This window comes from Kitasatospora sp. NPDC051984 (genome assembly GCF_044593455.1).
Taxonomy (GTDB): Bacteria; Actinomycetota; Actinomycetes; order Streptomycetales; family Streptomycetaceae; genus Kitasatospora.
This window is the reverse complement of sequence record NZ_JBIUCB010000003.1, coordinates 52,076-79,030: the sequence shown is the minus strand read 5'-3', so window position 1 is coordinate 79,030 and position 26,955 is coordinate 52,076. Positions and strand designations below refer to the sequence as shown.

Annotated in this window: 20 protein-coding genes and 3 tRNA genes; 11 read left to right on the top strand and 12 right to left on the bottom strand. The window is 74.2% G+C overall.

The features are described from left to right. Positions 1 to 6 precede the first annotated feature (6 nt). Entirely contained in the window at positions 7 to 975 is a 969-nt protein-coding gene (locus tag ACIHEI_RS06900) for an EamA family transporter (RefSeq protein ID WP_396605928.1), read from the bottom strand. Positions 976 to 1,332: 357 nt separating this feature from the next. Here ACIHEI_RS06900 and ACIHEI_RS06895 point away from each other — a divergent pair, with 357 nt between their 5' ends. Beyond that, entirely contained in the window at positions 1,333 to 2,994 is a 1,662-nt protein-coding gene (locus ACIHEI_RS06895) for a long-chain fatty acid--CoA ligase (RefSeq protein WP_396605927.1), read from the top strand. Between the two features lie 68 nt (positions 2,995 to 3,062). Here the strand turns inward: ACIHEI_RS06895 and ACIHEI_RS06890 are convergent, their stop codons facing one another. Beyond that, positions 3,063 to 3,656 carry a PepSY domain-containing protein gene (locus tag ACIHEI_RS06890; protein ID WP_396605926.1) on the bottom strand — a complete coding sequence of 198 codons (594 nt, stop codon included), beginning with the start codon at positions 3,654 to 3,656 and terminating at the stop codon, positions 3,063 to 3,065. Positions 3,657 to 3,790: 134 nt separating this feature from the next. Here ACIHEI_RS06890 and ACIHEI_RS06885 point away from each other — a divergent pair, with 134 nt between their 5' ends. Further along, positions 3,791 to 4,468 carry a response regulator transcription factor gene (locus ACIHEI_RS06885; RefSeq protein WP_392949015.1) on the top strand — a complete coding sequence of 226 codons (678 nt, stop codon included), beginning with the start codon at positions 3,791 to 3,793 and terminating at the stop codon, positions 4,466 to 4,468. Beyond that, positions 4,461 to 5,894, top strand: coding sequence for a sensor histidine kinase (locus ACIHEI_RS06880; protein WP_396605925.1), 1,434 nt, complete (start codon positions 4,461 to 4,463; stop codon positions 5,892 to 5,894). The genes ACIHEI_RS06885 and ACIHEI_RS06880 overlap by 8 nt, the downstream gene beginning before the upstream one ends. Before the next feature lie 7 nt (positions 5,895 to 5,901). Here the strand turns inward: ACIHEI_RS06880 and ACIHEI_RS06875 are convergent, their stop codons facing one another. Beyond that, positions 5,902 to 9,147 carry a PAS domain-containing protein gene (locus ACIHEI_RS06875; RefSeq protein WP_396605924.1) on the bottom strand — a complete coding sequence of 1,082 codons (3,246 nt, stop codon included), beginning with the start codon at positions 9,145 to 9,147 and terminating at the stop codon, positions 5,902 to 5,904. A 201-nt stretch (positions 9,148 to 9,348) separates the two neighbouring features. On the opposite strand from ACIHEI_RS06875, the gene ACIHEI_RS06870 reads away from it, so the two are divergent. From ACIHEI_RS06870 to ACIHEI_RS06860, 3 genes are all read left to right on the top strand, one after another. Then, positions 9,349 to 9,439: transfer RNA gene (locus ACIHEI_RS06870), tRNA-Ser, on the top strand. Between the two features lie 177 nt (positions 9,440 to 9,616). After that, positions 9,617 to 9,692 (top strand) — tRNA-Arg (locus ACIHEI_RS06865). Between the two features lie 34 nt (positions 9,693 to 9,726). After that, positions 9,727 to 9,802 (top strand) — tRNA-Arg (locus ACIHEI_RS06860). A gap of 37 nt (positions 9,803 to 9,839) precedes the next feature. Here ACIHEI_RS06860 and ACIHEI_RS06855 read toward each other — a convergent pair. Together ACIHEI_RS06855 and ACIHEI_RS06850 are read right to left on the bottom strand one after the other, a co-directional pair. Further along, positions 9,840 to 11,045 (bottom strand): globin domain-containing protein, encoded by a 1,206-nt coding sequence (locus tag ACIHEI_RS06855; protein WP_396605923.1) that lies wholly within the window; start codon positions 11,043 to 11,045, stop codon positions 9,840 to 9,842. A gap of 12 nt (positions 11,046 to 11,057) precedes the next feature. Continuing rightward, the gene (locus ACIHEI_RS06850) at positions 11,058 to 11,534 is read right to left on the bottom strand and encodes a globin domain-containing protein (RefSeq protein WP_396605922.1); all 477 of its coding nucleotides are present in this window, start codon (positions 11,532 to 11,534) and stop codon (positions 11,058 to 11,060) included. Between the two features lie 236 nt (positions 11,535 to 11,770). On the opposite strand from ACIHEI_RS06850, the gene ACIHEI_RS06845 reads away from it, so the two are divergent. The 3 genes from ACIHEI_RS06845 to ACIHEI_RS06835 all read left to right on the top strand — a co-directional run bounded on the left by ACIHEI_RS06845 (position 11,771) and on the right by ACIHEI_RS06835 (position 17,264). Further along, positions 11,771 to 14,899 (top strand): Ig-like domain-containing protein, encoded by a 3,129-nt coding sequence (locus ACIHEI_RS06845; RefSeq protein ID WP_396605921.1) that lies wholly within the window; start codon positions 11,771 to 11,773, stop codon positions 14,897 to 14,899. A gap of 191 nt (positions 14,900 to 15,090) precedes the next feature. After that, positions 15,091 to 16,320 (top strand): SPFH domain-containing protein, encoded by a 1,230-nt coding sequence (locus ACIHEI_RS06840; RefSeq protein ID WP_396605920.1) that lies wholly within the window; start codon positions 15,091 to 15,093, stop codon positions 16,318 to 16,320. Continuing rightward, entirely contained in the window at positions 16,317 to 17,264 is a 948-nt protein-coding gene (locus ACIHEI_RS06835; protein WP_392949035.1) for a C40 family peptidase, read from the top strand. The genes ACIHEI_RS06840 and ACIHEI_RS06835 overlap by 4 nt, the downstream gene beginning before the upstream one ends. Before the next feature lie 71 nt (positions 17,265 to 17,335). Here ACIHEI_RS06835 and ACIHEI_RS06830 read toward each other — a convergent pair whose 3' ends face one another. Continuing rightward, entirely contained in the window at positions 17,336 to 18,292 is a 957-nt protein-coding gene (locus tag ACIHEI_RS06830) for an aldo/keto reductase (protein ID WP_396605919.1), read from the bottom strand. A 150-nt stretch (positions 18,293 to 18,442) separates the two neighbouring features. On the opposite strand from ACIHEI_RS06830, the gene ACIHEI_RS06825 reads away from it, so the two are divergent. Further along, positions 18,443 to 18,643: a hypothetical protein gene (locus ACIHEI_RS06825; protein WP_387639454.1), complete on the top strand. Its 201-nt coding sequence runs from the start codon at positions 18,443 to 18,445 to the stop codon at positions 18,641 to 18,643. Positions 18,644 to 18,746: 103 nt separating this feature from the next. Further along, complete coding sequence (locus ACIHEI_RS06820) at positions 18,747 to 19,595, top strand: tyrosine-protein phosphatase (protein WP_396605918.1); 849 nt, start codon at positions 18,747 to 18,749, stop codon at positions 19,593 to 19,595. Between the two features lie 143 nt (positions 19,596 to 19,738). Here ACIHEI_RS06820 and ACIHEI_RS06815 read toward each other — a convergent pair whose 3' ends face one another. The 6 genes from ACIHEI_RS06815 to ACIHEI_RS06790 all read right to left on the bottom strand — a co-directional run bounded on the left by ACIHEI_RS06815 (position 19,739) and on the right by ACIHEI_RS06790 (position 26,830). Further along, on the bottom strand, positions 19,739 to 20,560 hold the full coding sequence (locus ACIHEI_RS06815; protein WP_396606187.1) for an RNA polymerase sigma factor SigF: 822 nt from the start codon (positions 20,558 to 20,560) through the stop codon (positions 19,739 to 19,741). Between the two features lie 173 nt (positions 20,561 to 20,733). After that, on the bottom strand, positions 20,734 to 21,591 hold the full coding sequence (locus tag ACIHEI_RS06810) for an RNA polymerase sigma factor SigF (protein WP_387639449.1): 858 nt from the start codon (positions 21,589 to 21,591) through the stop codon (positions 20,734 to 20,736). 204 nt (positions 21,592 to 21,795) lie between these two features. Next, positions 21,796 to 22,089: a Dabb family protein gene (locus ACIHEI_RS06805; RefSeq protein ID WP_387639447.1), complete on the bottom strand. Its 294-nt coding sequence runs from the start codon at positions 22,087 to 22,089 to the stop codon at positions 21,796 to 21,798. Positions 22,090 to 22,165: 76 nt separating this feature from the next. Continuing rightward, complete coding sequence (locus tag ACIHEI_RS06800) at positions 22,166 to 22,330, bottom strand: hypothetical protein (RefSeq protein ID WP_189273132.1); 165 nt, start codon at positions 22,328 to 22,330, stop codon at positions 22,166 to 22,168. 367 nt (positions 22,331 to 22,697) lie between these two features. Next, on the bottom strand, positions 22,698 to 26,408 hold the full coding sequence (locus tag ACIHEI_RS06795) for a HEAT repeat domain-containing protein (RefSeq protein WP_396605917.1): 3,711 nt from the start codon (positions 26,406 to 26,408) through the stop codon (positions 22,698 to 22,700). Next, complete coding sequence (locus ACIHEI_RS06790; protein WP_396605916.1) at positions 26,405 to 26,830, bottom strand: hypothetical protein; 426 nt, start codon at positions 26,828 to 26,830, stop codon at positions 26,405 to 26,407. Before ACIHEI_RS06790 ends, ACIHEI_RS06795 begins: the two co-directional genes overlap by 4 nt. Between the last annotated feature and the right edge of the window lie 125 nt (positions 26,831 to 26,955).

The window sequence follows — 26,955 nt, the reverse complement described above, 5'->3', positions numbered from 1 at the left end:
GAGGCCCTACCGCCTGGCGGTGAGCGTGGCCCCGACGCTGGCGGCCACCACGCAGAAGATGCCGAACAGTTGCGGCAGGCCCAGCACCTGGCCGAGCACCAGCAGCCCGACCAGCGCGCTGACCGCCGGGTCCAGGCTGACGATCACGCTGAACACCCGCTGGGACATCCGGCGCAGCGCGACCATCTCCAGCGCGTATGGCAGCACCGGGAAGAGCAGGGCGACACCCGCGATCGCGAGCAGCAGCAGGGCGGGGGAGTCGGAGCCGGACAGGCCGTGCATCGCCTCGGCGGCGCCGAACGGGGCGAGCACCACCATGCCGACGGTGAAGGAGACCGCCAGGCCCTCGAAGCCCTTGAACGCGGCGCCGACCTTGTCGGTGAACAGGATGTAGCCGGAGTAGCAGGCGGCCGCCCCGAAGGCGCAGGCCAGGCCGACCGGGTCCAGGCTGGAGCCGGACTCGCCGTGGCCGAACAGGGTGAGCAGCACCACGCCGGCGGCGGCGAGCATCGCCCACAGCACGTGTCCGGCGCGCCGGGCGAAGACCAGGGCGACGGCGAGCGGGCCGAGGAACTCGATGGTGGCGGCGGTGCCCATCGGCAGCCGGTCGACGGCCGCGGCGAACAGCAGGGTCATGCCGGCGGACGCCACGCCGAGCAGTCCGGCCAGCGCCAGGTCGCGCTTGCTGCGGCCGCGCAGCCGGGGACGGGTGAAGGCGAGCAGCACGATGGCGGCGAAGGAGATCCGCAGGAAGGTCGCGCCGGCCACCCCCAGCACCCCGAACAGCGGCTTGGAGGCCGCCACACCGAGCTGGACCGCCACCATCGAGACCACGCACAGCACCGGTGCCGGGATACCGCCCAGCCGTCGTCGCATTCCGCTCGCCCGGGCTCGGCCGGAACTGGTGACCTTGGAAACGGAGGCGATGGCGGGGATGTCGGTGGTGCTTTCGACGGTGAGGGAGGTGCCTGGCATGAGATCGAGTGTGGCGTAAGGAGTGTCTTTGGTCAAAGACGGTTACCGCCAGAGGCAAGCCGGGGTGCACTGAGGGGCGAATCAAGGCCCGCGGGCGTCGGCGGCGCGTGCCGCCCGGGCGAACTGACGACCGGTCAGCGACCCGCCGCGCGACCATGGAACTGTGACGTGCCCCGCATCCCGAACACGCCGCGGACCCGGACGGACACGCGCGGAGACGGAAAGCCGCGCAGGTCGGCGGCGTCGGTCTCATCTCGGTTGCGGCTACTGACAGCGCGGGTGTGCCGGGGAAACAATCGGAGGCATCGCCTACTACCTGCGGGTAACAATCCGCCGGCCGGTCAAGGAGGACCCCTGGTGTACAGCACGATGCAGGACGTTCCACTCACTGTCGCCCGGATTCTGCAGCACGGGGCCACCATCCACGGCCGGTCGACCGTCACCACCTGGACCGAGAACGGCCCGGTCGTGCGGACCTTCGCCGAGGTCGGCGGCCGCGCCGCACAGCTCGCCCACGCCCTCCGGGACGAACTCGGAGTCACGGACGGCAGCGTGGTGGCCACACTGATGTGGAACAACACCGAGCACCAGGAGGCGTACCTGGCGATCCCGTCCATGGGAGCGGTGCTGCACACCCTGAACCTGCGGCTGCCCGCCAACCAGCTGGACTACATCGTCCGGCACGCCGCGGACCGGGTGGTGATCGTCAACGGCTCGGTGCTGCCGCTGCTCGCCGCCGTCCTGCCCAAGCTCGCCGACGTCGTCCGCCACCTGGTGGTCTCCGGCCCGTACGACCCGGCGCTGCTGGCGGGCTTCGAGGGGACGGTGCACGACTACGAGGCGCTGATCGAGGGCCGCCCGACCGACTACCCGTGGCAGACCGACATCGACGAGAAGCAGGCTGCCGTGCTCTGCTACACGTCCGGTACCACCGGCGACCCCAAGGGTGTGGTGTACAGCCACCGGTCGATCTACCTGCACTCGATGCAGATCATCGCCCCCGCCAGCTTCGGCCTGACCCCCCGCGACATCGTGCTGCCGGTGGTGCCGATGTTCCACGTCGGCGCCTGGGGCATCCCGCACGCGGCGTTCATGACGGGCTCCAGCCTGCTGATGCCGGACCGCTTCCTGCAGCCCAAGCCGCTGGCCGAGATGATCGACCGGGTGAAGCCGACCTTCGGCGCCGCCGTCCCGACCATCTGGAACGGCCTGCTGGACGAGCTGGACGCCGGCGACTACGACACCTCCACGCTGAAGTCCGTCGTCATCGGCGGCTCGGCCTGCCCGCCCGCGCTGATGAAGGCCTTCGAGGAGCGGCACGGCATCCGGGTCATCCACGCCTGGGGCATGACCGAGACCTCCCCGCTGGGCACCGTCGCCCACCCGCCGGCCGGCGTCAACGGCGAGGACGAGTGGACCTACCGGATCACCCAGGGCGTCTTCCCCGCCTCCGTGGAGGCCCGGCTGATCGGCCCCGGCGGCGAGGTGATGCCGCACGACGGCGTCGCCGAGGGCGAGCTGGAGGTGCGCGGCCCGTGGATCGCCGGGGCGTACTTCGGCGGCGCGAACGGCGAGCCCGAGCGTCCCGAGGACAAGTTCAGCCCCGACGGCTGGCTGCGCACCGGCGACGTCGGCACCATCACCGCCGACGGCTACCTGACCCTCACCGACCGGGCCAAGGACGTGATCAAGTCCGGCGGGGAGTGGATCAGTTCGCAGGCCCTGGAGAACCACCTGATGGCCCACCCCCAGGTGGCCGAGGCCGCCGTGGTGGCCGTCCCCGACGAGAAGTGGGGCGAACGCCCGCTCGCCACCGTCGTCCTGCGCCCCGGCGCCACCGTCGGCCTCCCCGAACTGCGCGCCTTCCTGGCCGAGCGGGTCGCCTCCTGGCAGCTGCCGGAACGCTGGTCGGTGATCGAGGCGGTGCCGAAGACCTCGGTGGGCAAGTTCGACAAGAAGGTGATCCGCGCCGACTACGCAGCCGACCGCCTGGACGTGACGGTGATCGGCAAGGGCTGACCACGCACGGTCCGCCCGGAACGCCCCGCCGCAGTTCTCGGTCCTGCGGCGGGGCCCCGCGGGTACGGTCAGCGGCCGTTCGCGACGGTGTTGGCGGTGATCGACCCGTCGGTGCCGTCCACCATCACCTGGTGGCGGACGCCGTCCGTGCCGAGCACCTCGACCGCCCAGGAGCTGCCCCCGCCCTCCCGGCCCACCACCGAGAGCGCGTCCACCTTGCCGCCGGGCACCGCGCCGGCCGCCTTGGCCACCGCCTGATCGGCGGGCACGGCCGGCAGCGCGGCCGGCGCGAGCCGCGCCGCCCGGCCGCCCGGCTGCGCCTTCCCGTCGCCCTGGGCGCCGCGGTGCGCCGCCTTCCCGTCGCCCTTCTGCTCCCCGTTCCGGTGCCTCCCGTGATCGCTTCCCCATGCGTTCGGTGCCCCGGGAGCCCCCGGCTCCCGCATCGCGAACGGGGCGATCGGCGGCCGTTCCCGGCCGGGGTGGTGCAGGGCCACCCCCGCGGTGACCGCGCCGACTGCCAGCACCAGCACGGCCGCCGCGCCCAGCCCCCAGCGGCTGCCCCGCCGCTTCGGCAGCCGGACCCAGCGTCGACGGGACGCCTTCCCGGCCTCGGGCCCGAACGGTTCCGGCGACTGCGGCATTGACGACTGCGGCTCGGACATCTGCGTCCCACTTCCCCTCGACGACCCGGCCGGGACCGAATCCGCCGGCCGGGCGCCCAGCATGCCGCCACCCGCCTGAAGCCAAGCTGAAGCCGCCCCCACCGCCGGATCCGGCGCCTGCGACGCTGGTTCCCATGCGCGTACTGGTGGTCGAGGACGAACGGCGGCTCGCCGCCGCACTGCAACGCGGCCTGCGGGCCGAGGGGTTCGCCGTCGACGTCGCCCACGACGGCGAGGACGGCCTCTGGCTGGCCACCGAGCACGACTACGACGTGATCGTGCTCGACATCATGCTGCCCCGCCTGAACGGCTACCGGGTCTGCGCCCGGCTGCGGGCCGCAGGCGACGACACCCCGATCCTGATGCTCACCGCCAAGGACGGCGAACTCGACGAGGCCGAGGCGCTGGACACCGGCGCCGACGACTTCCTGTCCAAGCCGTTCTCGTACGTGGTGCTGGTGGCCCGGCTGCGCGCCCTGGTCCGGCGGACCGGCCGCCGTCTGCCGCAGACCCTGGAGTTCGGCGACCTGGCGATCGACCCGGCCCGCCACAGCTGCACCCGCGCGGGCACCGAAGTGCGGCTCACCGCCCGCGAGTTCGCCGTCCTGGAGTGCCTGGCCCGGGCGGCCGGCGGGGTGGTCTCCAAGCGCGAGATCCTGGAACGGGTCTGGGACTCGGCCTACGACGGCGACCCGAACATCGTCGAGGTCCACATCAGCGCGCTGCGCCGCAAGATCGACGCCCCGTTCGGCCGCAGCGCCGTCGGCACCGTCCGCGGCGCGGGCTACCGGCTGGCGGCGGACGGTGGCTGACCGCGTGCGCCGCCTCCCGGCCCTCCGCCGCCTCCAAGTCCCGCCGCGCCTACGGCGGTTGCTGCCGCGCTCGGTGCGGGCCCGGGCCACCTTCGCCGCCACCGCCGTGGTGACGCTCGCGCTGGGCGGCAGTTCGGCCGCGCTGCTCGCCGTGCTCCACGCCAACCTGCTCCGCACCGCCCAGGACTCCGCGGTCGAACAGGCAGGCAAGGTGGTCGAGTTGGCCGCCCGCGAGCACCTGCCGTCGATCCTCCCCCTGCACGGCGGAACCTCCATCTGGGTGGTGGACGGCCAGGGCCGCCCGGTCGCCGCCACCCCGGACCTGCTGGCGCACCCCCTCGCCCCGCCGCCGGTACCGCCCGCCACAAAGGAGCAGCCCCAACCCGCCCAGGGCACCCAGCCGTTGATGCCCGTGCCGCGGATGCAGGAGCACCGGTCGCGGGTGATCACCATGCCCGTCACCGGCCCGGACGGCTATCTCGTGGTCCACGCCAGCACCTCGCTGCGCGACGTCGACGCCGCCGGGGACACCACCGGCACCGCGCTCGCCGTCGGCGTCCCGGTGCTGGTGCTGCTGGTCGCGGCCGTCACCTGGCGGGTCACCGGCCGGGCACTGCGCCCGGTGGAGGCGATCCGGGCCGAGGTCGCCGAGATCACCGGCCATGACCTGCACCGCCGGGTCCCCGTCCCGCACACTGGCGACGAGGTGGCCCGGCTGGCCGTCACCGTCAACGCCACCCTGGACCGGCTGGAGGACGCGGGCCTGCGCCAGCGCCGTTTCATCGCCGACGCCTCGCACGAACTGCGCAGCCCCATCGCCGTGTTGCGCACCCAGTTGGAGGTGGCACTGGCCCACCCGGACCCGGAGCTCTGGCCCGAACTGCTCGCCGACGCGCTGGAGGACACCGTCCGCCTGCAGGACCTGGCGGCCGACCTGCTGCTGCTCGCCCGGCTGGACGCCGCCGACCCGGTATCCGTCGAACTCCTCGACCTGACCGCCCTGTTCGCCGCCGCGCTGGCCGCCCGCACCGCCGACCGGATACCGGTCACGTCCCAACTCGCCGAGGGGGCCCAGGTGCTGGGCAACCGCACCTGGCTGACCAGGCTGCTCACCAACCTGGTCGACAACGCCCAGCGCTACGCCACGAGCCGGGTGGAGGTCCAACTCGCCGTCCAGGGGCCGCTGGTGGTGCTGGAGGTGCGCGACGACGGGCCGGGCATCCCGGAGGGTGACCGGGAGCGGGTGTTCGAGCGCTTCACCCGGCTCGACGACGCCCGCAGCCGCGAACTCGGCGGCGCCGGACTGGGGTTGGCCATCGCCCGGGACCTCGCCGGGCACCACGGCGGCACCTTGGCCGCCGAGCCCGCCCGCACCGGCGCCCGCCTGGTCGCCCGCCTGCCGAGGGCGGGAGCCGAACAGAACTGACGGACGGTCAGAACGACGCGGCCGTCGCCACCTGCCCCAACGCGCCGACCCGGGCCAGAAGTTCGACGATCCGGCGCTGCACCTCGTCGGTGGTGGAGCGCTCCGCCAGGAACAGCACGTTCGCGCCCGTGCGCAGCCCGGCGCGGGCCTGCGGGTCCAGGTCGGCCGAGGTGTACACCACCAGCGGGGTGCGGTGCAGGCGGTCGTTGGCGCGCAGCCAGTCCAGCAGACCGAGGTCGCCGTGTTCGATCCGCTGCAGGTCGAGCACCACCAGGTTGGGCTGGATGCTGCTGGCCCGGGCGACCGCCTCGTTCTCGTCGGCGGCGTGCTCCACCTGCATGCCGCGCCGCTCCAGGCTGGCGACCAGCGCGGCGGCCACCTCGGGGTCGGACTCGACCAGCAGGACCCGCGCGGCGTGGTTCTCGCTGTCCCGGGGGGCCAGCGCCCGCAGCAGCACGGCCGGGTCGGCTCCGTAGGCGGCGTCCCGGGTGGCCTGGCCGAGGCCGGCGGCCAGCAGCACGGGGATCCGCCCGGCCAGTGCGGCGGTGCGCAGCGCCTGCAGGGCGGTGCGGGTGATCGGCCCGGTCAGCGGGTCGACGAAGAGCGCGGCGGGGGCCTGCGGCACCTGGGCGTCGACCTCCTCGCGGGAGGCCACCACGACCGGCCGGAAGCCCCGGTTCTGCAGCGCGTCGTGGGTGGACGGGTCGGGTTCGGGCCACACCAGCAGCGGCCGGGGGCCGTCGAACGCGGGTTCCTTGGCGGGGGCCAGTTCGGCGATCGGCCGGGGCGGTGTGCGCCCCTCGACCGCGCCGGGCCCGGCGGGCAGCGCCAGCGCGCCGCCGCCCTCGCCCGAACCGGCGGGCAGCGCCTGCCCGTTGACGGCGTGCGGGGCCGTCTCGGCCGGGGCGGCGGGCAGTTCGGCCTGCTGCGGCGCCCCCGGCTGCGGGAACGCGCCCGGGAAGGCGGCCAGCGGCCGCGGCGGGACGAGCCCGCCCAGCCCGGTGCCGACCGGCTGCGGCTGGCCGGCATCCCCGGCCGGCGGCGGCGTGGCGGGCATCGGGGGCACGGCCGGCGCGGCGGGCCGGGCGGCGACCTCCAGCGCGGTGGACGGCTCCGGCGCCCCGGCGGGGACGGGCGGCAGAACCGTCGTCACCTCCTCCGCGCTCTCCGCGGTGTCGGCGGGCAGCGCCAGCCGTCGCCGCCGCCCGGTGGGCTGGGTCGGCGGCACGACGGGCTCCGGCGGGCCGGCCGGCAGCGCGTGCTCCAGCCCCGGGTAGACGGGCGTCCCGGGGTCCGGGATACCGGGCAGCTGCAGCGCCGGCATGCTGTCGCCGGAACCGGCGTGCGCCCGGCGGGCCCGCCGCCCGGTACGCGTGGGCGGCTCGGCACTCGGCAGCTGGCCGGCCCCGGCGGCTCCACTCTCGGCCGGTTCGGCCGAGGCGGAGGAGGTGGCGGCGGACGGCCCGGGCCCGAGCGCGATCGGCGCCCCGGGGGCAGCCGGTTCGGGCCGGGCGTCCTCTTCGCGGGCGGGGCGGGCCCGGCGCCGGCCGGAGCCCTGGGTGTCGTCGGCCCGGGCGGCGGGGGTGGCACCGTCCTCGGCCGGCTCGGGCGTTGACGGCGCGTCGTCCTTGGCCGGTTCGGCCGCGGGGGGCTGCCCGGGAAGGTCGGGCAGCATCGCGGTGTCGGAGTCCTTGGGGACGTGCTGCTGCTTGTCCGGCGTGTCGCCGTCGCCGCCGTCGGGGTCGAGCGGCAGCTCCACCACGTAGGTGGCCCCGCCGCCGCCGGGCAGGTCGTGCCGCTGCAGGACGCCGCCGTGCCGTTGGACGGCGGCGCGGGCGATCGGCAGGTGGACGGCGCTGGCGGTCTGCGCGGGGCCGCGCACCTCGATCCGGGCGACCTGTCCGCGCTGCGCGGCGGCCAGCACCACCATGGGCGGCTGCCCGGGGTCCGGCGCCGGCCCGGCGAACGCGCCGCCGGTGGTGGCGGATTCGTCCTCGGCGCGGGCGGGTTCGGGCACAGGCGTGACGCCGCTGACATCGGCGACCAGGTGCGCGAGCGCCTGGGCGAGCCGCTCGCGGTCGGCGAGCACCTTCACGGCGGCGGCGTGCACCGAGTAGCGGACCCGGCCGGGGCCGACCAGTTCGCCGGCCCGGTCGACGGCCAGCTGCACGACCTCGTCCAGGCCGATCCGTTCGCGGTCCAGGGCGGCCTTGCCGCGCTCGGCGGCGGCCTCGAAGCGCTGGTGCTCCAGTACGCCCTCTATCAGCCGTTCGAACCGGCGGCACTCGTCGGCGAGCCGGCGCAGCGTCCAGTTGGCCTCCGGCCAGAGCTGCCCGGCGGGGTCGGCGGCGAGCGCGTCGATCCGCCGGTGCAGGGCGCCGAGCGCGCCGCCGAGTTCGGACTCCAGCACGGCGGTGAGGTGCTCGTTGCGTGCGGTGAGGGCGAGTTCGTGGGTGCGGTCGGTGAACGTCATGACGGCGCCGACCAGTTGCTCGCCGTCCCGGACCGGTGCGGTGGTCAGGTCGACGGTGACGGGGCTGCCGTCCTTGCGCCACAGCACGGTGTTGCGGATCCGGTGCTTGCGGCCGGAGTGCAGGGTGTCGTTCAGCGCCGAACTCTCGGCGGCCAGCGGGCTGCCGTCGGGCTGCGAGTGCTGGATCAGCGGGTGTAGTTCGCGGCCGCCGAGCTCGCTGGCCCGGAAGTCGAGGATGTGCGCGGCGGCCGGGTTGACCAGCACCACGCGGCCTTCCAGGTCGACGCCGAGGACGCCCTCGGCGGCGGCCCGCAGGATCATCTCGGTCTGTTTGTGCTGGCGCCGGAGTTCGGTCTCCACACCCAGGCGGGTCGACAGGTCACGGACCAGGAGCAGCAGCAGGTCCTGGTCCGTCGTGGTGAAGGACAGGAATCCGTGCGCCTCCCCGCCGCCCTCGTCGGTGAAGTCGTTGCCCGACACTTCGACGGTGAAGGTGGTGCCGTCGGTGCGTCGGGCGGTCATCCGGACCGGTAGTTCCAGGCTCTGGGTCTCGCTCGCCGGGGGCCGCATCGAACCGGGGATTCGGCTGGGGTCGAACTCCGGCAGCAGGTCCAGCACTCCCCGTCCGACCAACGAGGTGCCGGGTGCCTGCAGGCTCTCCACGGCGGCCTTGTTGACGTCGACCACCGTGCCGTTGGAGTTCACCAGCAGCAACGGATCGGGCAGTGCGTCGAGTATCGCGGCGAGGCGAGCAGCGCCTCGGGTCGGCCTGCTGCTCACGTCGACAGGTCTCCTCACGCCTTCGGGCCGCCGCTTCGACGGGCGGCTCTGGCTCTCCTCGGAGACTGGAGTATCTCATTCTTCTTTGCGCCGTGGACGACCCGGCCAGTATCGTTGTGGTGGTTGGTGCCGGAGCCTTCGGCTGTGGCATCATCTCAGTCGCACGGAGTGCGCCGGAGTCCCGGTCGCAGTCCGGGTGTTGGAGGCGTCGCCTAGTCCGGTCTATGGCGCCGCACTGCTAATGCGGTTTGGGCTTTACCGTCCATCGAGGGTTCAAATCCCTCCGCCTCCGCTTCACCGGAAGCCCCGTCGGTCACTGACCGGCGGGGCTTCCGCGTTGTCGGCCACTGTTCGTCCAGCGGCCTCCGCGGCGGTCTTGACGGGGTCCCCGGCAATCGATTTCGCCCCAGGTCGCCGGTCATGTAATGTTGTCCCCGCACCGCCCAGGAGGCCAAGGCCGACGGGGCGAGCGCTCATAGCTCAACGGATAGAGCACTTGACTACGGATCAAGAGGTTGCAGGTTCGAATCCTGCTGAGCGCACCAATCTCCGCTCGCGGTTCCGCAAGGGGCCGTCCGAGCGCTCATAGCTCAACGGATAGAGCACTTGACTACGGATCAAGAGGTTGCAGGTTCGAATCCTGCTGAGCGCACCAACCGAAGGCCCCGGGTTTCCACCCGGGGCCTTCGTCGTCATGCCGTCCCGAGTTCGGTCCGGTTGATCCAGAGCACCTCGCGTTCTTCCAGGAACCAGTCCGCGGGCGTGAGCGGGCGGCTGCGGTTGAACGTGGCGGTGACGGGGTCGTGCCGGATGAGCCCGGGATCGGCGTGCTGGTCGAGAAGTTGGGCGGCGAGCGCGGGCGCGAGGTCGGGCGGGCCGGACAGGTGGATGTCGTGGCCGGCGCAGGTGCCGTAGTCGCGCAGGCCGTCGCGGAGCAGGCGGATCGCGGTGGCACGGGACGCGCCGGGCACGGGCGCCGACAGGACGGCGTGCAGCCAGGCATGCGCATTCACCAGGTCGTGCACGGCGGCTAGGTCGTACTGGTCGCGGTCGTCGCGGGCGGCGACGAACACGGTGGTGGGCCGGCCGCCGTTCCGGGCGAGCTGCTCCAGCAGGGCCTTGATCTGGGCCCAGCCGGTTCCGGCGGCGACCATCAGCAGCGGCCGCCCGGAGTCCTCGGCGAGCACCGCCTCGCCGAGCGGCGGGCCGAGCCGGAGCGTCTCACCGGCCCGGACCTCGTCGACCAGCGCGGTGGACAGCAGCCCGTCGGGGACCCGGCGGACGTGCAGTTCCAGGGTGTTGTCGGGCCGGGGCGCGCAGGCCGGTGAGTAGGGCCGCCAGACCTGCGGGTGCCGGTCCGAGCTGACGGTCAGGTACTGGCCGGCGGTGAACGGGTACGGGTGGTCGGGCGCCAGGGTGAGCACCGCCAGGTCGGGGGTGGCGCGGCGGACGGCCAGCACGTCGGCGTTCCACCAGCGCGGGGTGCCGGCGGGGACGGCCGCGGCCGCGTCGATCATGGCCTGGGCGATGATGCCGAACGCCTCCGTCCAGGCCTGCTCGACCTCTGGGGTCCAGGCGGTCCCGGAGAAGTGCTTCAGCGCGGCGATCAGGCTGGCGCCGACGGCCGGGTAGTGCTCGGGCGCGGCCTGGAACTTGCGGTGGTCGCGTCCGAGCGCCGCCAGGTAGCCGGTGAGTTTCTCCGGGTCCTCCAGTCGCAGCACGAGTTGGGCGAGTGCGGCGATCAGGCGGTCCCGCTGTTCGGCGAGCCGGGCCGGGAACAGCGCTTCGATGCCGGGGTTGTTGGTGAACAGGTGGGCGTAGAAGTACTTGGTCAGCTGGTCGGCCCGGCGCTCGACGACGGCGAAGCCGGCACGGACGACCGCGGGGTCGAAGGGCACCGGGGAGGCCCCTCAGCCTGCGGAGGCTTCGGTCAGCGCGCCGCCCATGACCTCCGCGACGACGCCGTACAGGGCGGTCCAGGCCGCGGCGGTCTCCGGCGTCCAGGCGTCCCCGGCGAAGTGCGCGAGGGCGGCCAGCAGGCTCGCGCCCACGGCGGGGAAGTGCTCGGGGAGGGCGCCGTACCCGGCGTGCCGGCGTCCCAGGCCCTGCAGCACCTCGACCACGGTGTCGGTGTCGTCGAGCTTGTCGACCAGGGTGGATATCGCCGCCCAGAGGCGGTCCTGCTGGTCATTCAGGTGCTCGGCGAAGAGCTTGCGGACATCCGGGTTGTGCTCGAACAAATGGGCGTAGAAGTATGCGGTGACATCGCTGCCGTGGGGCTCGACGGCGGCGAAGCTGCTTTTGATGAGCGCGGAATCAATAGTCACGCCCGCCGACTCTACTGATAAACACACCAATTCCAACAGGGCGATCTGACGATCACTCAAGTACTGGACAGTAGCGTCCGATTGATGCCTGCTTGGGCGAGTTGATGCCTGGCGTGGCGGGTATCCAGATGCTGCTGACCGATTGGCTGCTGAACGGGTGGAATCGGGCGATCGAGCAGGTGTCGCGGTATGACCGAAACCCGATCGTGATTCCCTTTTGTCTGATCGTCATCACCATTCGGGTGCATGGCACGGGCCGCGAATTCGGCGGACGAAGACACCGAGAGGAGAGCCGGATGTGCCGACAGTTCCTCCACCGGGCCCCGGCCCCCGACGCCCGCCCGGCCGACCGTGACCGGCCCGGGCCCCGGATCGGCCGGACCACCACCGCCCTGATCGCCACCGGGCTGCTCTCCGGCCTCGGCACCCCACCGGTGGCCGCCCAGCAGACGCCCGACAGCTGGTCCGCCGAGCGACGCGCCCAACTGCCCTCCGGGCTGGCCGTCCGGTTCGACTTCGAGGCCGTCCAGGGCGTTACGGTCGAGGCCGCACCCGGCAAGCTCACCGACCGGGCCGCCGGCGGCGACGCCTACAGCGACGGCATCCGCCCCGGCGACCCGGCCGAGACCTTCCGCGTCGCCGAGGACCACCCCCACGCGGACGGCGCCTGGCACCCCCTCGGCACGCTGCGGCTCACCTTCTCCCGGCCCGTGCGCAACCCCCGCCTGCACGTCAGCGGCCTGACCGCCCTGGCCACCGGCCAGGGCGGCACCACCGGCACCAGCACCCGCCTGACGGTCGCCGGCGGCACCCCCGCCGCCCCCACCCTGGTCGGCCGCACCGGCTGGCCGGGCTGGACGGTCGGCCCCGGCGAACTCGCCCCCGCCGCCGACGGCCCGCGCGACGGCGACGCCGGCGGCGACGGCACCCTCGAACTCTCCGGCACCGTCACCACCGTCGACCTGCGCCTCGAACAGCGCTCCACCGCTCGCGACGGCTCCACCACACCGCCGATGACGCTCCGTCCGGCCTGGACGGTCTCCCTCGACGAGGGCCTCGGAAGCGCCCCGCAGAGCTACGGCAACGCCTCCCACCTGGTCTCCGACCTGTTCCTCGGCCAGGACGCCGCACCGGCCGCCACCCGTACCCGGCCCGGCCTGGCCCAGTCCGTCGAGAAGCCGCTGCTGTCCGCCCCACCCGCCGGCGCGGTCGCCCTCAGCGTGGAGACCGACGGCGGGGCGAGCCGCCGCAGCCCCTGGGCCAGCCTGCCGCCGCCGCCCCGGCTCCAGCCCGGCCACGCCGACTACCAGGGCGCCGACCCCAACCTCGCCTTCCCGGCCGAGACCACCGCCGGGCGCACCTACCGGATCGAGGTGCCGGTCAGCCCCGGCACCGAGCCCGCCGTACTGGCCGGCTGGATCGACTTCGACCACAACGGGCGCTTCGACCCGGCGGAGCGCGTGCAGGCCGAGGTCCCCGCCGGGGCGAGCAGCGCCGCGCTGGAGTGGCCGGTCCCGGAGGGCGCTGTGAGCGGCGACACCTGGGCCCGGCTGCGGCTGGCCCGCGACGGCTCCCAGCTCGCCACCGCCGACGGCTTCGCCGACTCCGGCCAGGTCGTCGACCAGCGGGTCGCGCTGTCGGTCCGCACCGCCGCCCCGGAGAGCGCCGCCACCACCGGGCCGGAGATCGGCCTGCCCGTCCCCGGCACCGTCACCGGCGAGGTCCGCCCCGAGTTCCGCGGCGACGGCGCGCGCGCCGGGGCCGGCATCGCCGTCCAGGAGGACGGCACCACCCTGTGCTCCGCCCAGGTCGGTGACGACGGCAGCTGGAACTGCCGCCCCGACAACGCGCTCGGCGAGAGCACCCACGCCCTCGTCCTGGCGGAGACCCCTCAGGGCGGCACGGCGGTGCACGGCGAGCCGTTCCGGCTGACCGTCAAGACCACGGCGCCGACCGCCCCCGTGCTCACCCTGCCCGCCTACACCAACGACCCCGGCCTGCTGGTCACCGGCCTCGGCGAACCCGGCTCCACCGTCACCGTCACCGCGGACGGCGAGCCGGACGGCCTCGACCTGTGCACCACCGGCGTCGCCGCCGACGGCAGTTGGTCCTGCCTGCCGGTGGAGAACCTCGCCGACGGCGCCCACCGGCTCACCCCGCACGCCCGCGACGGCGCGGGCAACCGCGCCGACGGCAAGTCCGTCGGGCTCACGGTGGACACCGTCGCGCCCGACAAGCCGCAGCTCGTCTCGCCGGCCGCCGGTGAACTCCTGCACACCGCCCGCCCGTTGATCACCGGCCGCGCTGAGCCCGGCACCACCGTCACCGTCACCGCCGGCCACGGCAGCGCCGCACACACCACCGTGTGCAGCGCCGTGGCGGCCGCGGACGGCAACTGGTCCTGCACCGCCACCCAGGACCTGACCGGCGGCGACGTCACCCTGATCGCCACCGCCACCGACCCGGCGGGCAACGGCACTCCCGGCGATCCCGTCCCGGTCCGGGTGCCCACCCCGGCGGCGGCGAGCAGCAGCAGCGCCGCACCGGCACCGACCGCGACCACGACCGCGTCGACGAGCTCCCACAGCCCCGCTGCGACGAGCCCGTCCGCGTTGCTGTCCGCCTCCGCATCGGCTTCCGCTCGGCCTGCCCCGACGGGCGCTCCGGCGAGCGGGGCCCCCTGGGTGCCGGTACCGCCGGACGTGCTGCCGATCGTGGTCCCGGTCCCGGTCCCGGTCCCGGCCCTGACGCCGCCTGCGCCGACCCCGACCCCGACGGGAAGCCAGAGCTCGCCCGCAGCAAGCCCGTCCGCATCCCCGTCGGTCACGGTCTCCCCTTCGGTCACCGTCTCCCCTTCGGCCGCCGCCTCCCCATCGGCCACTGCTTCCGCTTCTGCGCCCGTCTCCGCCGTCCCGCCGGTGCCCGGCACGGTCGCCGTGCCGCTGCCGCCGTTCCTGGTGCCGGGGGCGACGCCCGGCCAGTGGGTGTTCACGGCGCCGCACCCGTGGTCTTCGGAGGCCCCGGGCCGGCAGGTGCCGGACGGGACGGCCGCGCCGTCCGGGAGCCCGTCGCCGACCACCGCGCCGTCTGCCGGCGAGTCGAGCTCGCCGCAGCCGCCGTCGGCCGCCGCGTCGACCGCGCCCACCGAGCAGGCCCCGCAGGCCGCACCGGCCGAGCAGCCCGACCGCGCCGGGCGGCCCGACCGCGCCGGGCCGGCCGAGCAGACCGGTGCCGGCTCGGCGGACGAGGTCGTGCGAGGGCGGACGTTGCCGGCGCCCCCGCCGGGTGGGCCGGCGGTCGTGCACCGGGCGACGGCCACCGGATGGCGCGGGCTGGCCTGCGGGGCGCTGCTGATCACGGCGGGCTTCGGGTTGTTGGTGCGCCGGGTGCTCGGCAGTCGGCGGAGTGGCGCCCGCCGGCACTGACGGCCGACCCGGTACCGCCCGTTCCGCCGTTCGTGGCGGGCGGTACCTCAACCGGCCAGTTTTCCGACATAGCGACACACCGGATGGCATACGTCGCATTTGATGATCAATCAGCCTAGCCTGGGTCCCCGGCACTGCCCGTCAGCTCCGGGCCGCCCGTTGCGCGACACTCTGACCCTTAGGACACGTGCATGGACGTCACCCGCGACTCGTCGCCGCGACCCCGTTCCTGGCCCTCCGCCACCGAACCCCCCGCCGACCCCGTCGGCGCGACCCAACTGGCCAAGGCGGTCGCCGAGGCGGTGCACAAGCCGCTGATCAGGACCGCCGCCCCCGTCGAGGAGCAACTCGACCGGGGCGCGCCGACCCAGCAGCTCCCGGTGGTCGAGCCGGCGGACCGCTCCGAGTCCTCGGCCCACCCGACGGTCGCGGACGCCGCGACCCACCGGCGGCCGCCGCGCGCCGACCAGTCGCTGCGCGAGCGCCCGGCGTTCACGCTGCCGGGCTGGCTGCCGCTGCTGGCGCTGATCCTCGGCGTGGCCGGTGTGCTGCTGGTGCTGGCCCGGGCCGGTGTGGTCCCGCACCTGTCCGGCCTGCCGGACGTCCGCACGGCGGCCGCGAAGGCGGACGGGGCGGTGGCCGACGACCGGACCATCGCCACGATCAGCGCGATCGGGTTGGCGATGATGGTGGCGCTGGCCGGGCTGCTGTCCAACCCGGGCGGCGAGACCCGGGTGCTGACCCGCTGGGGCCGCTACCGGGGCACGGTGCGCCGCACCGGCCTGCTGTGGGTGAACCCGATGGTGCGCCGCCGCCGGGTGGACGTCCGGCTGCGGCACTGGCGCAGCGAGGCGGTGCACGTCACCGACCGGACCGGCACCCCGCTGCTGGTGCGGGTGCTGATCGTGTGGCGGGTCAAGGACACCGCGCGGGTCACCCTGGGCATCGCCGACCACGAAACGTATCTGCGCGAGCAGGTGCAGGCCGTTCTCACCCGAACCGCCTCGGCTCTGCCCTGCGACTCCAATTCCGCTCCCGGACCGGCGCTGCGCGACGGCCAGTGGTTCGCCGACGAGCTGACCCGGGCGCTGGCGGCGGAGACCGCCCCGGCGGGCATCGAGGTGTACTCGGTGCAGCCGCTGGCCCTGGACTACGCGCCGGAGGTCGCCGAGTCGATGCGGCGCCGCCGCCTCGCCGACCTGGACGCCGGGCTACGGACGGTCCTGGTGGACGACGCGGTGGAGGCCGCGGCGCTCGCGGTGCGCCGCCTGGAGCGTGCCACCGCCCACGAGTTGGACGACAGCGCGCGCAGCGCCCTGATGGAGCAGCTGCTGGTCGCGTTCGTCGCCCCGGCCGGGGTGACCGCCTCGGTGCCCGCACCGGCCGCCCGGCCGGGCCGCAAGGAAGGGAAACCCGCGTGACGACCGTGCTCGCCTCCATATCCACCGACCCCACTGATCTGCCCGACTGGTCGGGCGCCCCGCTGCTGGGCTTCGCCGAAGCCGACGGGGCCGCAGCCTGCCGCTGCCCGCACTGCAACCGCCCGGCCCCGCGCGCCGCCGCGTCCGACGCGTCCGACCGGGCGAGCCGAATACACCGGGCCGTCCGTTCGACCTGTCTGGCCACCACTGTTCTGGCCGGCGCGGGAGCCGTCGGTCTGGGGCTGGGCGCGAGCACCGCGCACGCCATGCCCGCACCGTCCGGTCCCGGCTGGGACGGCAGCGTCTACTGGTTCAAGAACGCGGCCGGCGAGTGGCGCTACACCAAGTGGCACAGCGTCTACCTTGAGCGCACGGGTGGCGCCAAGGGTCAGCCGTCGTCGCAGAGTTCGAGCTCCGCGCAGTCCTCGGGCGGGATCCGGCAGGGCTGGGACGGCAAGGTCTACTGGTTCAGGAACGCGGCCGGCGAGTGGCGTTACACCAGCCACTACGACGTGTACCTGTCCCGCACCGGCGGGGGCGGCTCCTCCTCCGGCCAGTCCGTGCCCTCCGCGCCCGCCGCGAGCGGGGTGGAGGCGGCCGTCTCGTACGCACTCGCGCAGGTCGGCAAGCCCTACGTGTGGGGCGGCAACGGTCCGAACGGCTTCGACTGCTCGGGCCTGGTCCAGCAGGCGTTCCGCCGGGCGGGCGTCTCGACGCCGCGGGTCGCCGACGACCAGTACCGGGCCAGCACGCCGATCACCTCGAAGCAGCTCAAGCGCGGCGACCTGATCTTCTGGTCGGGCAACGGCCGGGTCTCCGGCATCCACCACGTCGCGATCTACCTCGGCGACGGGACGTACGTGGAGGCCCCCCGCCCCGGCAAGGACGTCCGGGTCTCCCGGCTGAGCAGCGGGTACTACCCGGACTTCTTCGGCCGCCCCTGACCCGGCCGGTCATGCCGACGGCGCCCCTCCCACGGCTGCGGGAGGGGCGCCGTCGGCATGCTGACGCAAGGTCAGGCGGAGGCGCCGTCCAGCAGCTTCAGCTCGGCCTCGGTCAGCCGCAGCGTGGCGGCGGCCAGCAGCGGGGGCAGCTGCTCGACGGTGCGGGCGCTGGCCAGCGGCGTGGCGACCGTGGGCTGCGCGGCCAGCCAGGCCAGCGCGACGGTGGCGACCTCGGCGCCGTGCGCGGCGGCGACCTCGTCCAGCGCGGCCAGCACGCGCAGACCGCGCGGGGTCTCCAGGTGCCGGGACGCGCCCTGCGCCCGGGAGCTGTCCACCTGCGCGCCGGGCCGGTACTTGCCGGTCAGGAAGCCGGACGCGAGCGCGTAGTACGGGACGGCGGACAGCCCGTGCGCGGCGGCCACCCCGGCCAGTTCGCCCTCGTAGGTGTCGCGGGAGACCAGGTTGTAGTGCGGCTGCACCGCCACGTACCGGGCCAGGCCCTCGCGGGCGGCGAACTCGAGCGAGGCGGCGAGCCGCTGCGCGCCGATGTTGGACGCGGCGAGCTCCCGCACCTTGCCCTCGCGGACCAGCTCGTCCAGCGTCGTGACGATCTCCTCGACCGGCGTGTCCAGGTCGTCCCGGTGGGTGTAGAACAGGTCGATCCGCTCGACGCCGAGCCGGCGCAGCGAGCCTTCGACGGCGCGCCGCACGGTGTCGCGCTTCAGGTTGTCCATGCCGGGCGCCATGCCGGCCTTGGTGGCGATGACGATCTGCTCCCGGTTGCCGCGGCTGCGCAGCCAGTTGCCGATCACCGTCTCGGACTCGCCACCGGAGTTGCCCGGCACCCACGCCGAGTAGCCGTCGGCGGTGTCGACGAAATTGCCTCCCGCCGCGGCGTACGCGTCGAGCACCGCGAAGGACTGCGCTTCGTCGGCCGTCCAGCCGAACACGTTGCCGCCGAGGGCCAGTTGGGACACGGACAGGTCGGAGTTACCAAGGGGAACCCGAGGGGCGTCAGTGGAAGTCATGCCCAAGGACAACCCGTTCGGGGCCTGGATGATTCCGCCGCGACCGGTTGTTCACCCGGGTGTCGTTCGAGGTGAGGGCTCCGTGCAGATGGGCCCGCAGTGGGGTCCGGGGTGTCGGCGGGCCGTCAGGGTTGGCTAGAGTCCCGTTCCATGGCTGACAACGACTACGACCCCGCCGGCTCCACCCAGATGTTCCGGGCGTTCGTCGACGAGGCCCCGGCCGCGCAGGCCCCGGGCACCGTCACCACCTACGGCAGCAACTCCTCGTCGAACCGCACCCCGGTGATCGTCATTGGGGCCATCGTGGCCCTGGCGGTCGTGGTCGGCGTGATCTGGCTGGCCGTCAAGTAACCCGCGAAACCCGCCCTCCCGGGACCGGCCGGACACCCCGGGCGGTCCCGCGCCGCGGCGCGCCTACACTGGCGGCAACCGTCGCAGCCCGCCAGGAGGCCCCGTGTCCGCGCCGTCCACCGAGACCGCCCGCAGCCTCGGCCTGACGGCCGCCGTCAACGCCCGTGACCTCGGCGGTTACCGCACCGCGGACGGCCGCACCGTCCGGCCCGGCCTGCTGCTGCGCACCGACGCGCTGAGTCGGCTCGGCGAGCGCGACCGCGAACTGCTCGGCGCGCTCGGCCTCCGGCACGTCGTCGACCTGCGCAGCCTGGACGAGGTCCGCCACCTGGGCGCCGACCTGGTCCCCGGCCTGCCCACCGCGGTGCTCCCGCTGGACGCCGCCGCGACCCTCACCGTGCTCTCACCGGACGGACTCGGCCCGGCCCTGCACCACCTGCCGGTCTTCTCCGCCGACTTCGACCTCTACGTGGACCTGCAACGTGCCCTGGGCAGCGGTGAACCGGACGCGATGCACACCATGCTCGGCGACGGCCGCGGCACCGCGATAATGACCTCGATGTACCGCTGGTTCGTCACCGACCCGGTCGCCCGCTCCCGCTTCGCCACCGTGCTCCGCCTGATCGCCGAGGCGGACGGCGGCCCGGTCCTCTTCCACTGCACCGCGGGCAAGGACCGCACCGGCTGGACGGCCGCCCTCCTGCTCACCGCCCTCGGCGTGAGCCGCGAGGCCGTCCTCGCCGACTACCTCCTCACCAACGACCGCTCCGCGACGCGAATCGCCCGCGTGGACCCCCTGCTGCGCCCCCTGGCCCGTGCTGAAACGATTTACCTCGACGCCGCCTTCGAAGAACTCACCCGCGGCTGGCCCACTTTCGAAGCCTTCTGGCACGACGGCCTCGGCCTGACGGACGATCACCTCTTGGCAATCAGGACCACTTGCACCATCTAGGGGCAGGGGGTGCGATTCCAGGGGCCCGGGGAACGGCGGGGCCAAGTCTGCGGGGGATCAACAGGGCGTTTTGCGTTCTGCCGTTTCCGGTCCCCGTCCTGACCCGCCGCAACACGACCATCCGCTGCCCCCGGAGCCACTGATCACTCGCTCGTCAGGCCTTCCCGCAGGTGCGCGAGCGTCTTGGTGAGCAGCCGCGAGACATGCATCTGCGAAATGCCGATCTCCTCGCCGATCTGCGACTGCGTCAGATTGCCGAAGAACCGCAGCATGATGATCTGGCGCTCGCGCGGCGGCAGCTTGGCGAGCAGCGGCTTCAGCGACTCCCGGTACTCGACGCCTTCGAGCGCGAGGTCCTCGTAGCCGAGGCGGTCGGCGAGCGGGCCGTCGCCGCCGTCGTCCTCGGCGGGGCTGGAGTCGAGGGAGCTCGCGGTGTACGCGTTGCCGACGGCGAGGCCCTCGACCACGTCGTCCTCGGAGACGCCGAGGTAGGCGGCGAGTTCGGGGACGGTGGGGGAGCGGTCGAGCCGCTGGGAGAGTTCGTCGCCGGCCTTGGTGAGGGCCAGCCGCAGCTCCTGGAGGCGGCGCGGGACGCGCACCGACCAGCTGGTGTCGCGGAAGAAGCGCTTGATCTCGCCGACCACGGTGGGCATGGCGAAGGTGGGGAACTCGACGCCGCGCTCGGGGTCGAAGCGGTCGATGGCCTTGATCAGGCCGATGGTGCCGACCTGGACGATGTCCTCCATCGGCTCGTTGCGGCTGCGGAAACGCGCGGACGCGTACCGGACCAGCGGCAGGTTGAGCTCGATGAGGGTGTCCCGGACGTAGCCGTGTTCGGCGCTGCCGGGCTCCAGGACGGCGAGCCGGCGGAACAGCGAGCGCGAGAGCGTACGGGTGTCGAGCGCCCGATCGGGGGCCTCGGCGGGACCGGCCTGGGCCGGGATCGGTACGACGACGGACTCGATGACCGCACTGCCCTGTTCTGTGAACACGCGCCCACCCCCTTGTGACTGCCTGTCGAACGGGTGCCGCCGAACGGCGGTTCCCGACTGCCGTGTCCTCCTGCTCAATACCGGATCACCGGCCCCGGCAAACCCGATCGTGGCGAGTCGTCACCCTGCGGTGAGCGGCGGGCGGTTCACTCCTCCCAGGAGTTGCCGGTGCGCAGCCGGGTGAGGATCCGGGACAGCAGCCGGGAGACGTGCATCTGGGACATGCCGAGTTCGGTGGAGATCTGCGACTGGGTGAGGTTGGCGAAGAACCGCAGCATGATGATCCGCCGTTCCCGTTCGGGGAGTTGGACCAGCAGGTGGCGGACCATGTCGCGGTGTTCGACGTCGGTGAGGGCGGAGTCCTCGTAGCCGAGCCGGTCCAGCAGGGCGAGCCCGCCCTCGTGTTCCTGGGCGGCTTCCAGCGAGGCGGCGTTGTAGGCGCGGCCGGCGTCCAGGCAGGCCCGGACGTCCTCCTCGGGGATGCGCAGGTTGGCGGCGATCTCGGGGACCTTGGGGGCCCGGCCGTGGGTGACCGTCAGCTCCTCCATGGCGCCGCTGACCTGCACCCACAGTTCCTGGAGCCGACGCGGTACGTGCATGGTGCGGACGTTGTCGCGGAAGTAGCGCTTGATCTCGCCGAGGATGGTGGGCAGCGCGTAGGTGGGGAACTGGACGCCGCGGGTCGGGTCGAAGCGGTCGATGGCGTTGATCAGGCCGATGGTGCCGACCTGGACGATGTCCTCCATGGGTTCGCTGCGACTGCGGAAGCGGGTGGCGGCGTAGCGGACCAGCGGGATGTTGATCTCGATCAGGGCGGCTCGTACCCGGGAGCGTTCGGAGGCGCCGGGGGGCAGTTCGGTGAGCCGCTCGAACAGCACCCGGGTGAGCGTCCGGACGTCGATCGTGCCGCGGCCGCCGGGGCGGCGGGCGGCCAGTTCGAGCGGGTCCGGCAGTTCCTCGGCCCGGTCCTCCGGCGCACTGCTGCCCTGCGTCCGCACGGACACGTCACCCCTCCCTCTGAACCACCTCGCCAAAATTTCCGGCAAAACCGGTCATAGCATCACAAGTCGCTCTGTGGCCGGGCAAGTACCCGGCCGAGGCGTGTTGGCGGCCGGTGGAGCATTCGGCGGAGCATGCCGCGACCCCCGGCCTGGTCGGCAGGCCGGGGGTCGCGGTGGTGGTGCGTGTACGGCGGGGGTGGCGGGCGGTCAGACCTCCAGGTCGGCGATCACCCAGGTGGCGAAGGTCTTCCACTGCCCGGCGGCGGCCTGATGGGCCGGGTGGCCGAGGTAGGCGGCCAGCGCCTCGCGGTCCTCGACCAGGCTGTTGATCGCGTAGTCGTAGGCGATGTCCCGCTCGGTGGTGTTCCAGCCGCACTCCCACTCGCGCAGCTCCGGGATCAGCGCGCCCAGCTCCGCGAACGCCTTCGCGCCCGCCAGGGCCCGCGGGTCGTCCTTGCCGACGCCTTCGTTGAGCTTGAACAGGACCAGGTGCCGGATCACGATGCCGCTCCTCGCGGATCAGGAGGGCACGCCCCGGCAGGGGAGCGCCCCCGAAGGACGAACCCCGCAAACGGTACTAGCGGACCAGTCCGGTCATGAAAGAACCGACCGCCTTGGCCGCGTCGGAGATCCCGACGAACCCGGACTGCACCAGCTCGGCGGCGCGCACCGGCGAGGTGATGATCGTGTAGATGACGAAGATGACCACAATCCACATGGCCACCTTCTTCGCCTGAGCCATCGAACGGGCCTGCCTCCCTGAGTCGGGCCGTGGTCCTCTCCCCGCACGGCCCTGCCACCCGCAGCTTATCCACCGGACGGCGCAAGAAGTGAGGGCCTTGTTCACCCGCCAGGACGAAGGTCCTGCTCGGACGGGGCTTTCTCCGGGTGTGGCCGCCACGGGGGCGCGGCAGGATGGTTCATGTACCGAGGATCTGGCAGGAATCCCCGGTACGGCGATCCGGAGGTCCCCGCTGTGGGACCGGGCACCGCGGCTTCCCCCCGACGCGGACCCGGTTGTGGGACCTCCGCCCGGGGCAGCAGCTCGTTCCCCCGGAGCTGCTGCCCCCTCCGCGGAGCGGCGGCCCCGCACTCCCGAGGCACGGTGGTCAACCGCCCGGGAGCGCGGGGCCGTTCGCCGTCCACGGCGCCGCCGCCGTGCGCAGTGCCTCGCCCAGCCGGGCAGCCTCCACCGCCACCGCCGGCAGCCGTTCGGCCCGCGCCCGGGCCGCCAGCAGGTCCACCGTCGACGGCCCCGGGAAGGCGAACGCCAGCGCCCGCAGCGCCGCTATCCGCGCCTCCTCGTCGCCGTCCGCCACCGCCCGCAGCCGCAGGAACTCCGCCACGTCCGGGTCGGCCGTCAGTGCCCGCAGCGCCACCCGGCGGGGCAGCGGATCGGCGTCCGCCACCGCCCGCTCGCGCAGCAGACCGGACGGTCGGGCCGCCCGGTCGCGGGACAGGGCGTGCAGGGCGATCGCCCGGATCGGCGCCGACGAGTCGGCCACCGCCCGCTCCCGCAGCATCGCCCGCACCGCCGGATCGTCCGGCCGGTGCGCCAGCAGCGTCCGCAGCACCGACAGCCGAACCGCCGCGTCCCGCAGGTGCGCGGCCCGCGCCAGCAGCAGCATCCCGGCCCGCTCCTCGCCGTCGTAGCAGCGCACCACCGCGACCAGTGCCAGATCCCTGGTGCGCGGGTCCGGGTCGGCCACCGCCCGTTCCAGGAACAGCGCCCGGGCCTGCGCGCTCGGCGAGCGGCGGTCCGCCAGCGCGGTCAGCACCGCGCCGCGCACCAGCGGGTCCGGCGAGTGCACCGCCTCGTGCCGGACGAACGCGTCCAGCTCCGGGTTGTCCGCGAAGTGCGCCGCCAGTTCGCCGGTCGCCTGCGCCCGGCCGTGCCCGTCCGCCGCCCGGGCCCGTTCGAACAGGAACTCCGCCACCTCCGGGTCGCCCGCCCAGCCCTGCCCGAGCAGCGTCAGGGCGAAGGCCCGCACCTCCGGCTGCCCGTCCCCGGCGACGAAGCCGCGCAGCTGCTCGGCCACCTGCCGGTCGCCGGCCCAGCGGTGCGCCAGGACGGCGAGGGTGCGCCGGCGGACCATCGGATCCGGGTCCTGGGCGACCCGCAGCCGCAGGAACTCCGCCACCTCCGGGTCGCCCGCCCAGCCGCGGGCCAGTCCGGCCAGCGCCGCCACCCGCACCCGCGGGTCCTTGTCGGCGCCGGCCAGCAGCCGCAGGAACGACGCGTTGCGCGGATCCTCGGCCGGCTGCAGGCAGATCGCCTGCAGGGCCAGCCCGCGCACTCCCGGATCCCGGTCGTTCCGCACCCGCTCGCGCAGGAACTCCGCCAGCGCGCCGCCCACCCGCTCGTTCACGGTCAGCGCGAACACCGCCAGCCCGCGCAGCTCCGGCTGCGGGTCGGACGCCGCGAGCTCCCGCAGCAGTTGCTGCGCCGGGCCGTCGCAGGCCCAGCCCTTGCCCAGCGCCAGCATCTCGTTCAGCCGGTTCTCGCCCCGCGCGGACGCCACCCGGGCCCGCAGGAACGCCCCGCCGGCCGCCTCGCCCGCCCAGCCGTCGGCGAGCGCCGCCACCGCCGCCTCCTGGGTCAGCGGATCCGGGTCCTCCTCTATCCGGCGGCGCACGAACGCCCCCACCCGTTGGTCGCCCGCCCAGCCCTCCGCGAGCGCAGCGAACGCCGCCGCCCGTTGCGCCGGCGACCAGCCGTGCTCGGCCCAGGCCCGCAGCACCGCCGGTCCGCGGGGATCGTTCAGCAGCAGCGCGCACGCCAGCCGGGCCGTCACCGCGCCCACCGCCGGCAGCGGCGACTCGCGCTGCGCGTGGTGCCCGTACACCAGGTACCAGCGCAGGAACCGCTCCCGCCCCACCCAGTGCGGCCCGAGCCCGGTCAGTACCGGCCGCAGACCGTCCAGCGCCTCCACGGTGTCGCCCGGGAGCACCGTCGAACCCTCCGCGGCGTACGCCTCGAACAGCGCCACCAGGGCGTCCACCACCGCCTCGCTCTGCGCCGTCACCAGCCCGAGCTTGCGCACCTCGCCCAGGCAGCGCACCGCCAGCACCAGCCACTCCGGCACCGGGTCGCCGGCCCCCGGCAGGGCCGGGGCCGCCGCCAGCAGCCGCGACACCGCCTCGCCGACGAACCGTTCGTCCAGCTCGCCCGCCAGCAGGAGCAGCACCTCCCGCCACGCCGGGTCCCGCCAGCGGGCCGCGAACACGCCCTCCAGCAACTGGTGTTCCGTCAGCGACCGCTCCCGGTTGAACCGGTAGGCGATGTCGGACGCCGCCAGGTACTCCAGGAACGCCCGGTGCACGAAGCCGTACACCTCGCCGCCGAACCGGCTCAGGATGAAGTTCCGCTCCCGGAACTGCTGCAGCATCGCCCGCGCCACCGGCGCCGCCCGGTCGGCCGGCAGCTCGTAGCGCTCCCGCAGGTAGCTCTCGAAGGACGCCAGCAGCACCCGCCCCGGAATGTGGTTCCCGGCGATCCCGTCGCCGCCCTCCTGCATCCGCCGCGCCACCAGCCGCAGCAGCTCGAGCCGGTCCTCGGACGCCAGGTACGGCATCCCGCCGTCCACCCGCCGGTCCTGCAGGTACTTGCTCGGGTCCCAGTGCTCCACCAGCACCGCCACCGCGTGCTCGTACACCGTGCGGCGGTCCCGGGGCAGCTCCCGGCGGCGGCCGATGATCGCCAGGATGGTCAGGATCAGCGGGTTGCCCGCGAGTTCCCGCACCGGTGCCGAGGACGCCACCGCCGCCGTCACCCGCCGGCGCAGCCGCTGCGCCTCCACCGGGTCGCCGGGGCAGGCGGTGGCGTACCAGCGGGCCGCGAAAGCGTCGATCTGCTGGGCGTCCAGGTCCTGCAGCATGTAGTGCCCGAACCCGGCGGCGTCCAGCGGCTCCCGCCGGTAGCCGATCACCCGGGACGTCACCAGCACCCGCACCTGCGGGTAGCGGGCGGCGAACGCGGCGATCCGCCGGCTCGCGGTCTCCCGGACCTGCGGGTCGAACAGTTCGTCCAGGCCGTCGAACACCACCAGGGTGGCCGCCGGGTGCTCGGTCAGCTGGCGTTCCAGCAGGTCGGCCGGCAGGCCCAGGCCCTCGGTGCCGTGCAGGTGGGCCAGGAAGTCCTCGAAGGTCCGCTCCCGCCACTCCGGGTCCGCGTACCGGCGCAGCTCCACGATCAGCGGCAGCCGGCCGGCCAGCGGTGCGACCTGCTCCGGGACGGCGGTGTCCGGGTGCAGCAGCGGCTCGGTCAGTGCCAGGCCGAGGAACCGGGCCAGTGTCGACTTCCCCGACCCGGGGTCGCCCAGCAGCACCGCCCGGTGGCCGTCCGGCCCGGCGAGCAGCGGCAGCACGGGGACGGCCGGGCGGCGCCGGTAGGCCTCCCGGACCCGGCGCACCGTCTCCCGCTCCACGCCCGGCGGGAGCCGGCCCGGGTCCAGCTCGCCGGTCTCCGTGAGACGTTTCAGCAGCTCGCGGGGCAGTTCCACCGGCGGCGGGTCGGCCCGCACCAGCTGCGGGACGAACACCTCGCGCAGGTGCACCGCCGGGTGCTCGTCCTGCTCCGACAGCGGGGTCAGCACCTCCAGGTCCAGCCGGTGGTAGCGCTCGCGCAGCCGCACCGCGTGCCGGCGGCGCGCCCCGTCCAGGTCGCCCGGGGGCGGTGGTGCGGCGCCGACCGTGATCTGCACGCTCTGCGCGTGCTGGATCATCGTCAGGTCGCCGCCCGCGGTGGCGTGCTCGGCGGACTGGCCGCCGTCGGCCGCGGTGCCCTCCGCGCCGAGCAGCCGGCGCCAGAATCCGCTCACGGCTGCTGCTGCTCGCCGAACCGGACCGAACCCTCCACCCCGTCCACCAGGTTCAGGTCGCCGCCCGCGCGGATCCCGCGCGCCGACTGCCCGTCACCTGCCGCGTCGGTGACGGGCGTCGCCGAGGCGTCCGGGACGGGGCCGGGCGCGGCGCCGCCCCCGATCACCACGTCGCCCTTCACATCGCGCACCATCCGCACCGATCCGCCGACCGCCGCGCCGTCCGCGGACTGGCCACCGCCGCGGCCGCGCACGCCGCCCGTCACCGACAGGACCAGGCCCGCCAAGCCGACGAACAGGCCCAGTACGCCGGCCCACTGATTCGCCCGGTCCAGCCCCTCTTCCCACAGGAAGAACACCAGCCCCACCACCGAGATCCCGGCCCCGACCCACACCATCCAGCGCCACCGCGTACTCCCCATGCCCGCATCATCCCCTCAACTGCGGCCCCGGCAACCGGAAATGAGCCGTCGGTGCACGACGGCCCGTGGAAAAACGGGACGGCCCGGGTTTCCACTCCGAAGGCCGCCGGGCGCTGGACCGGGCG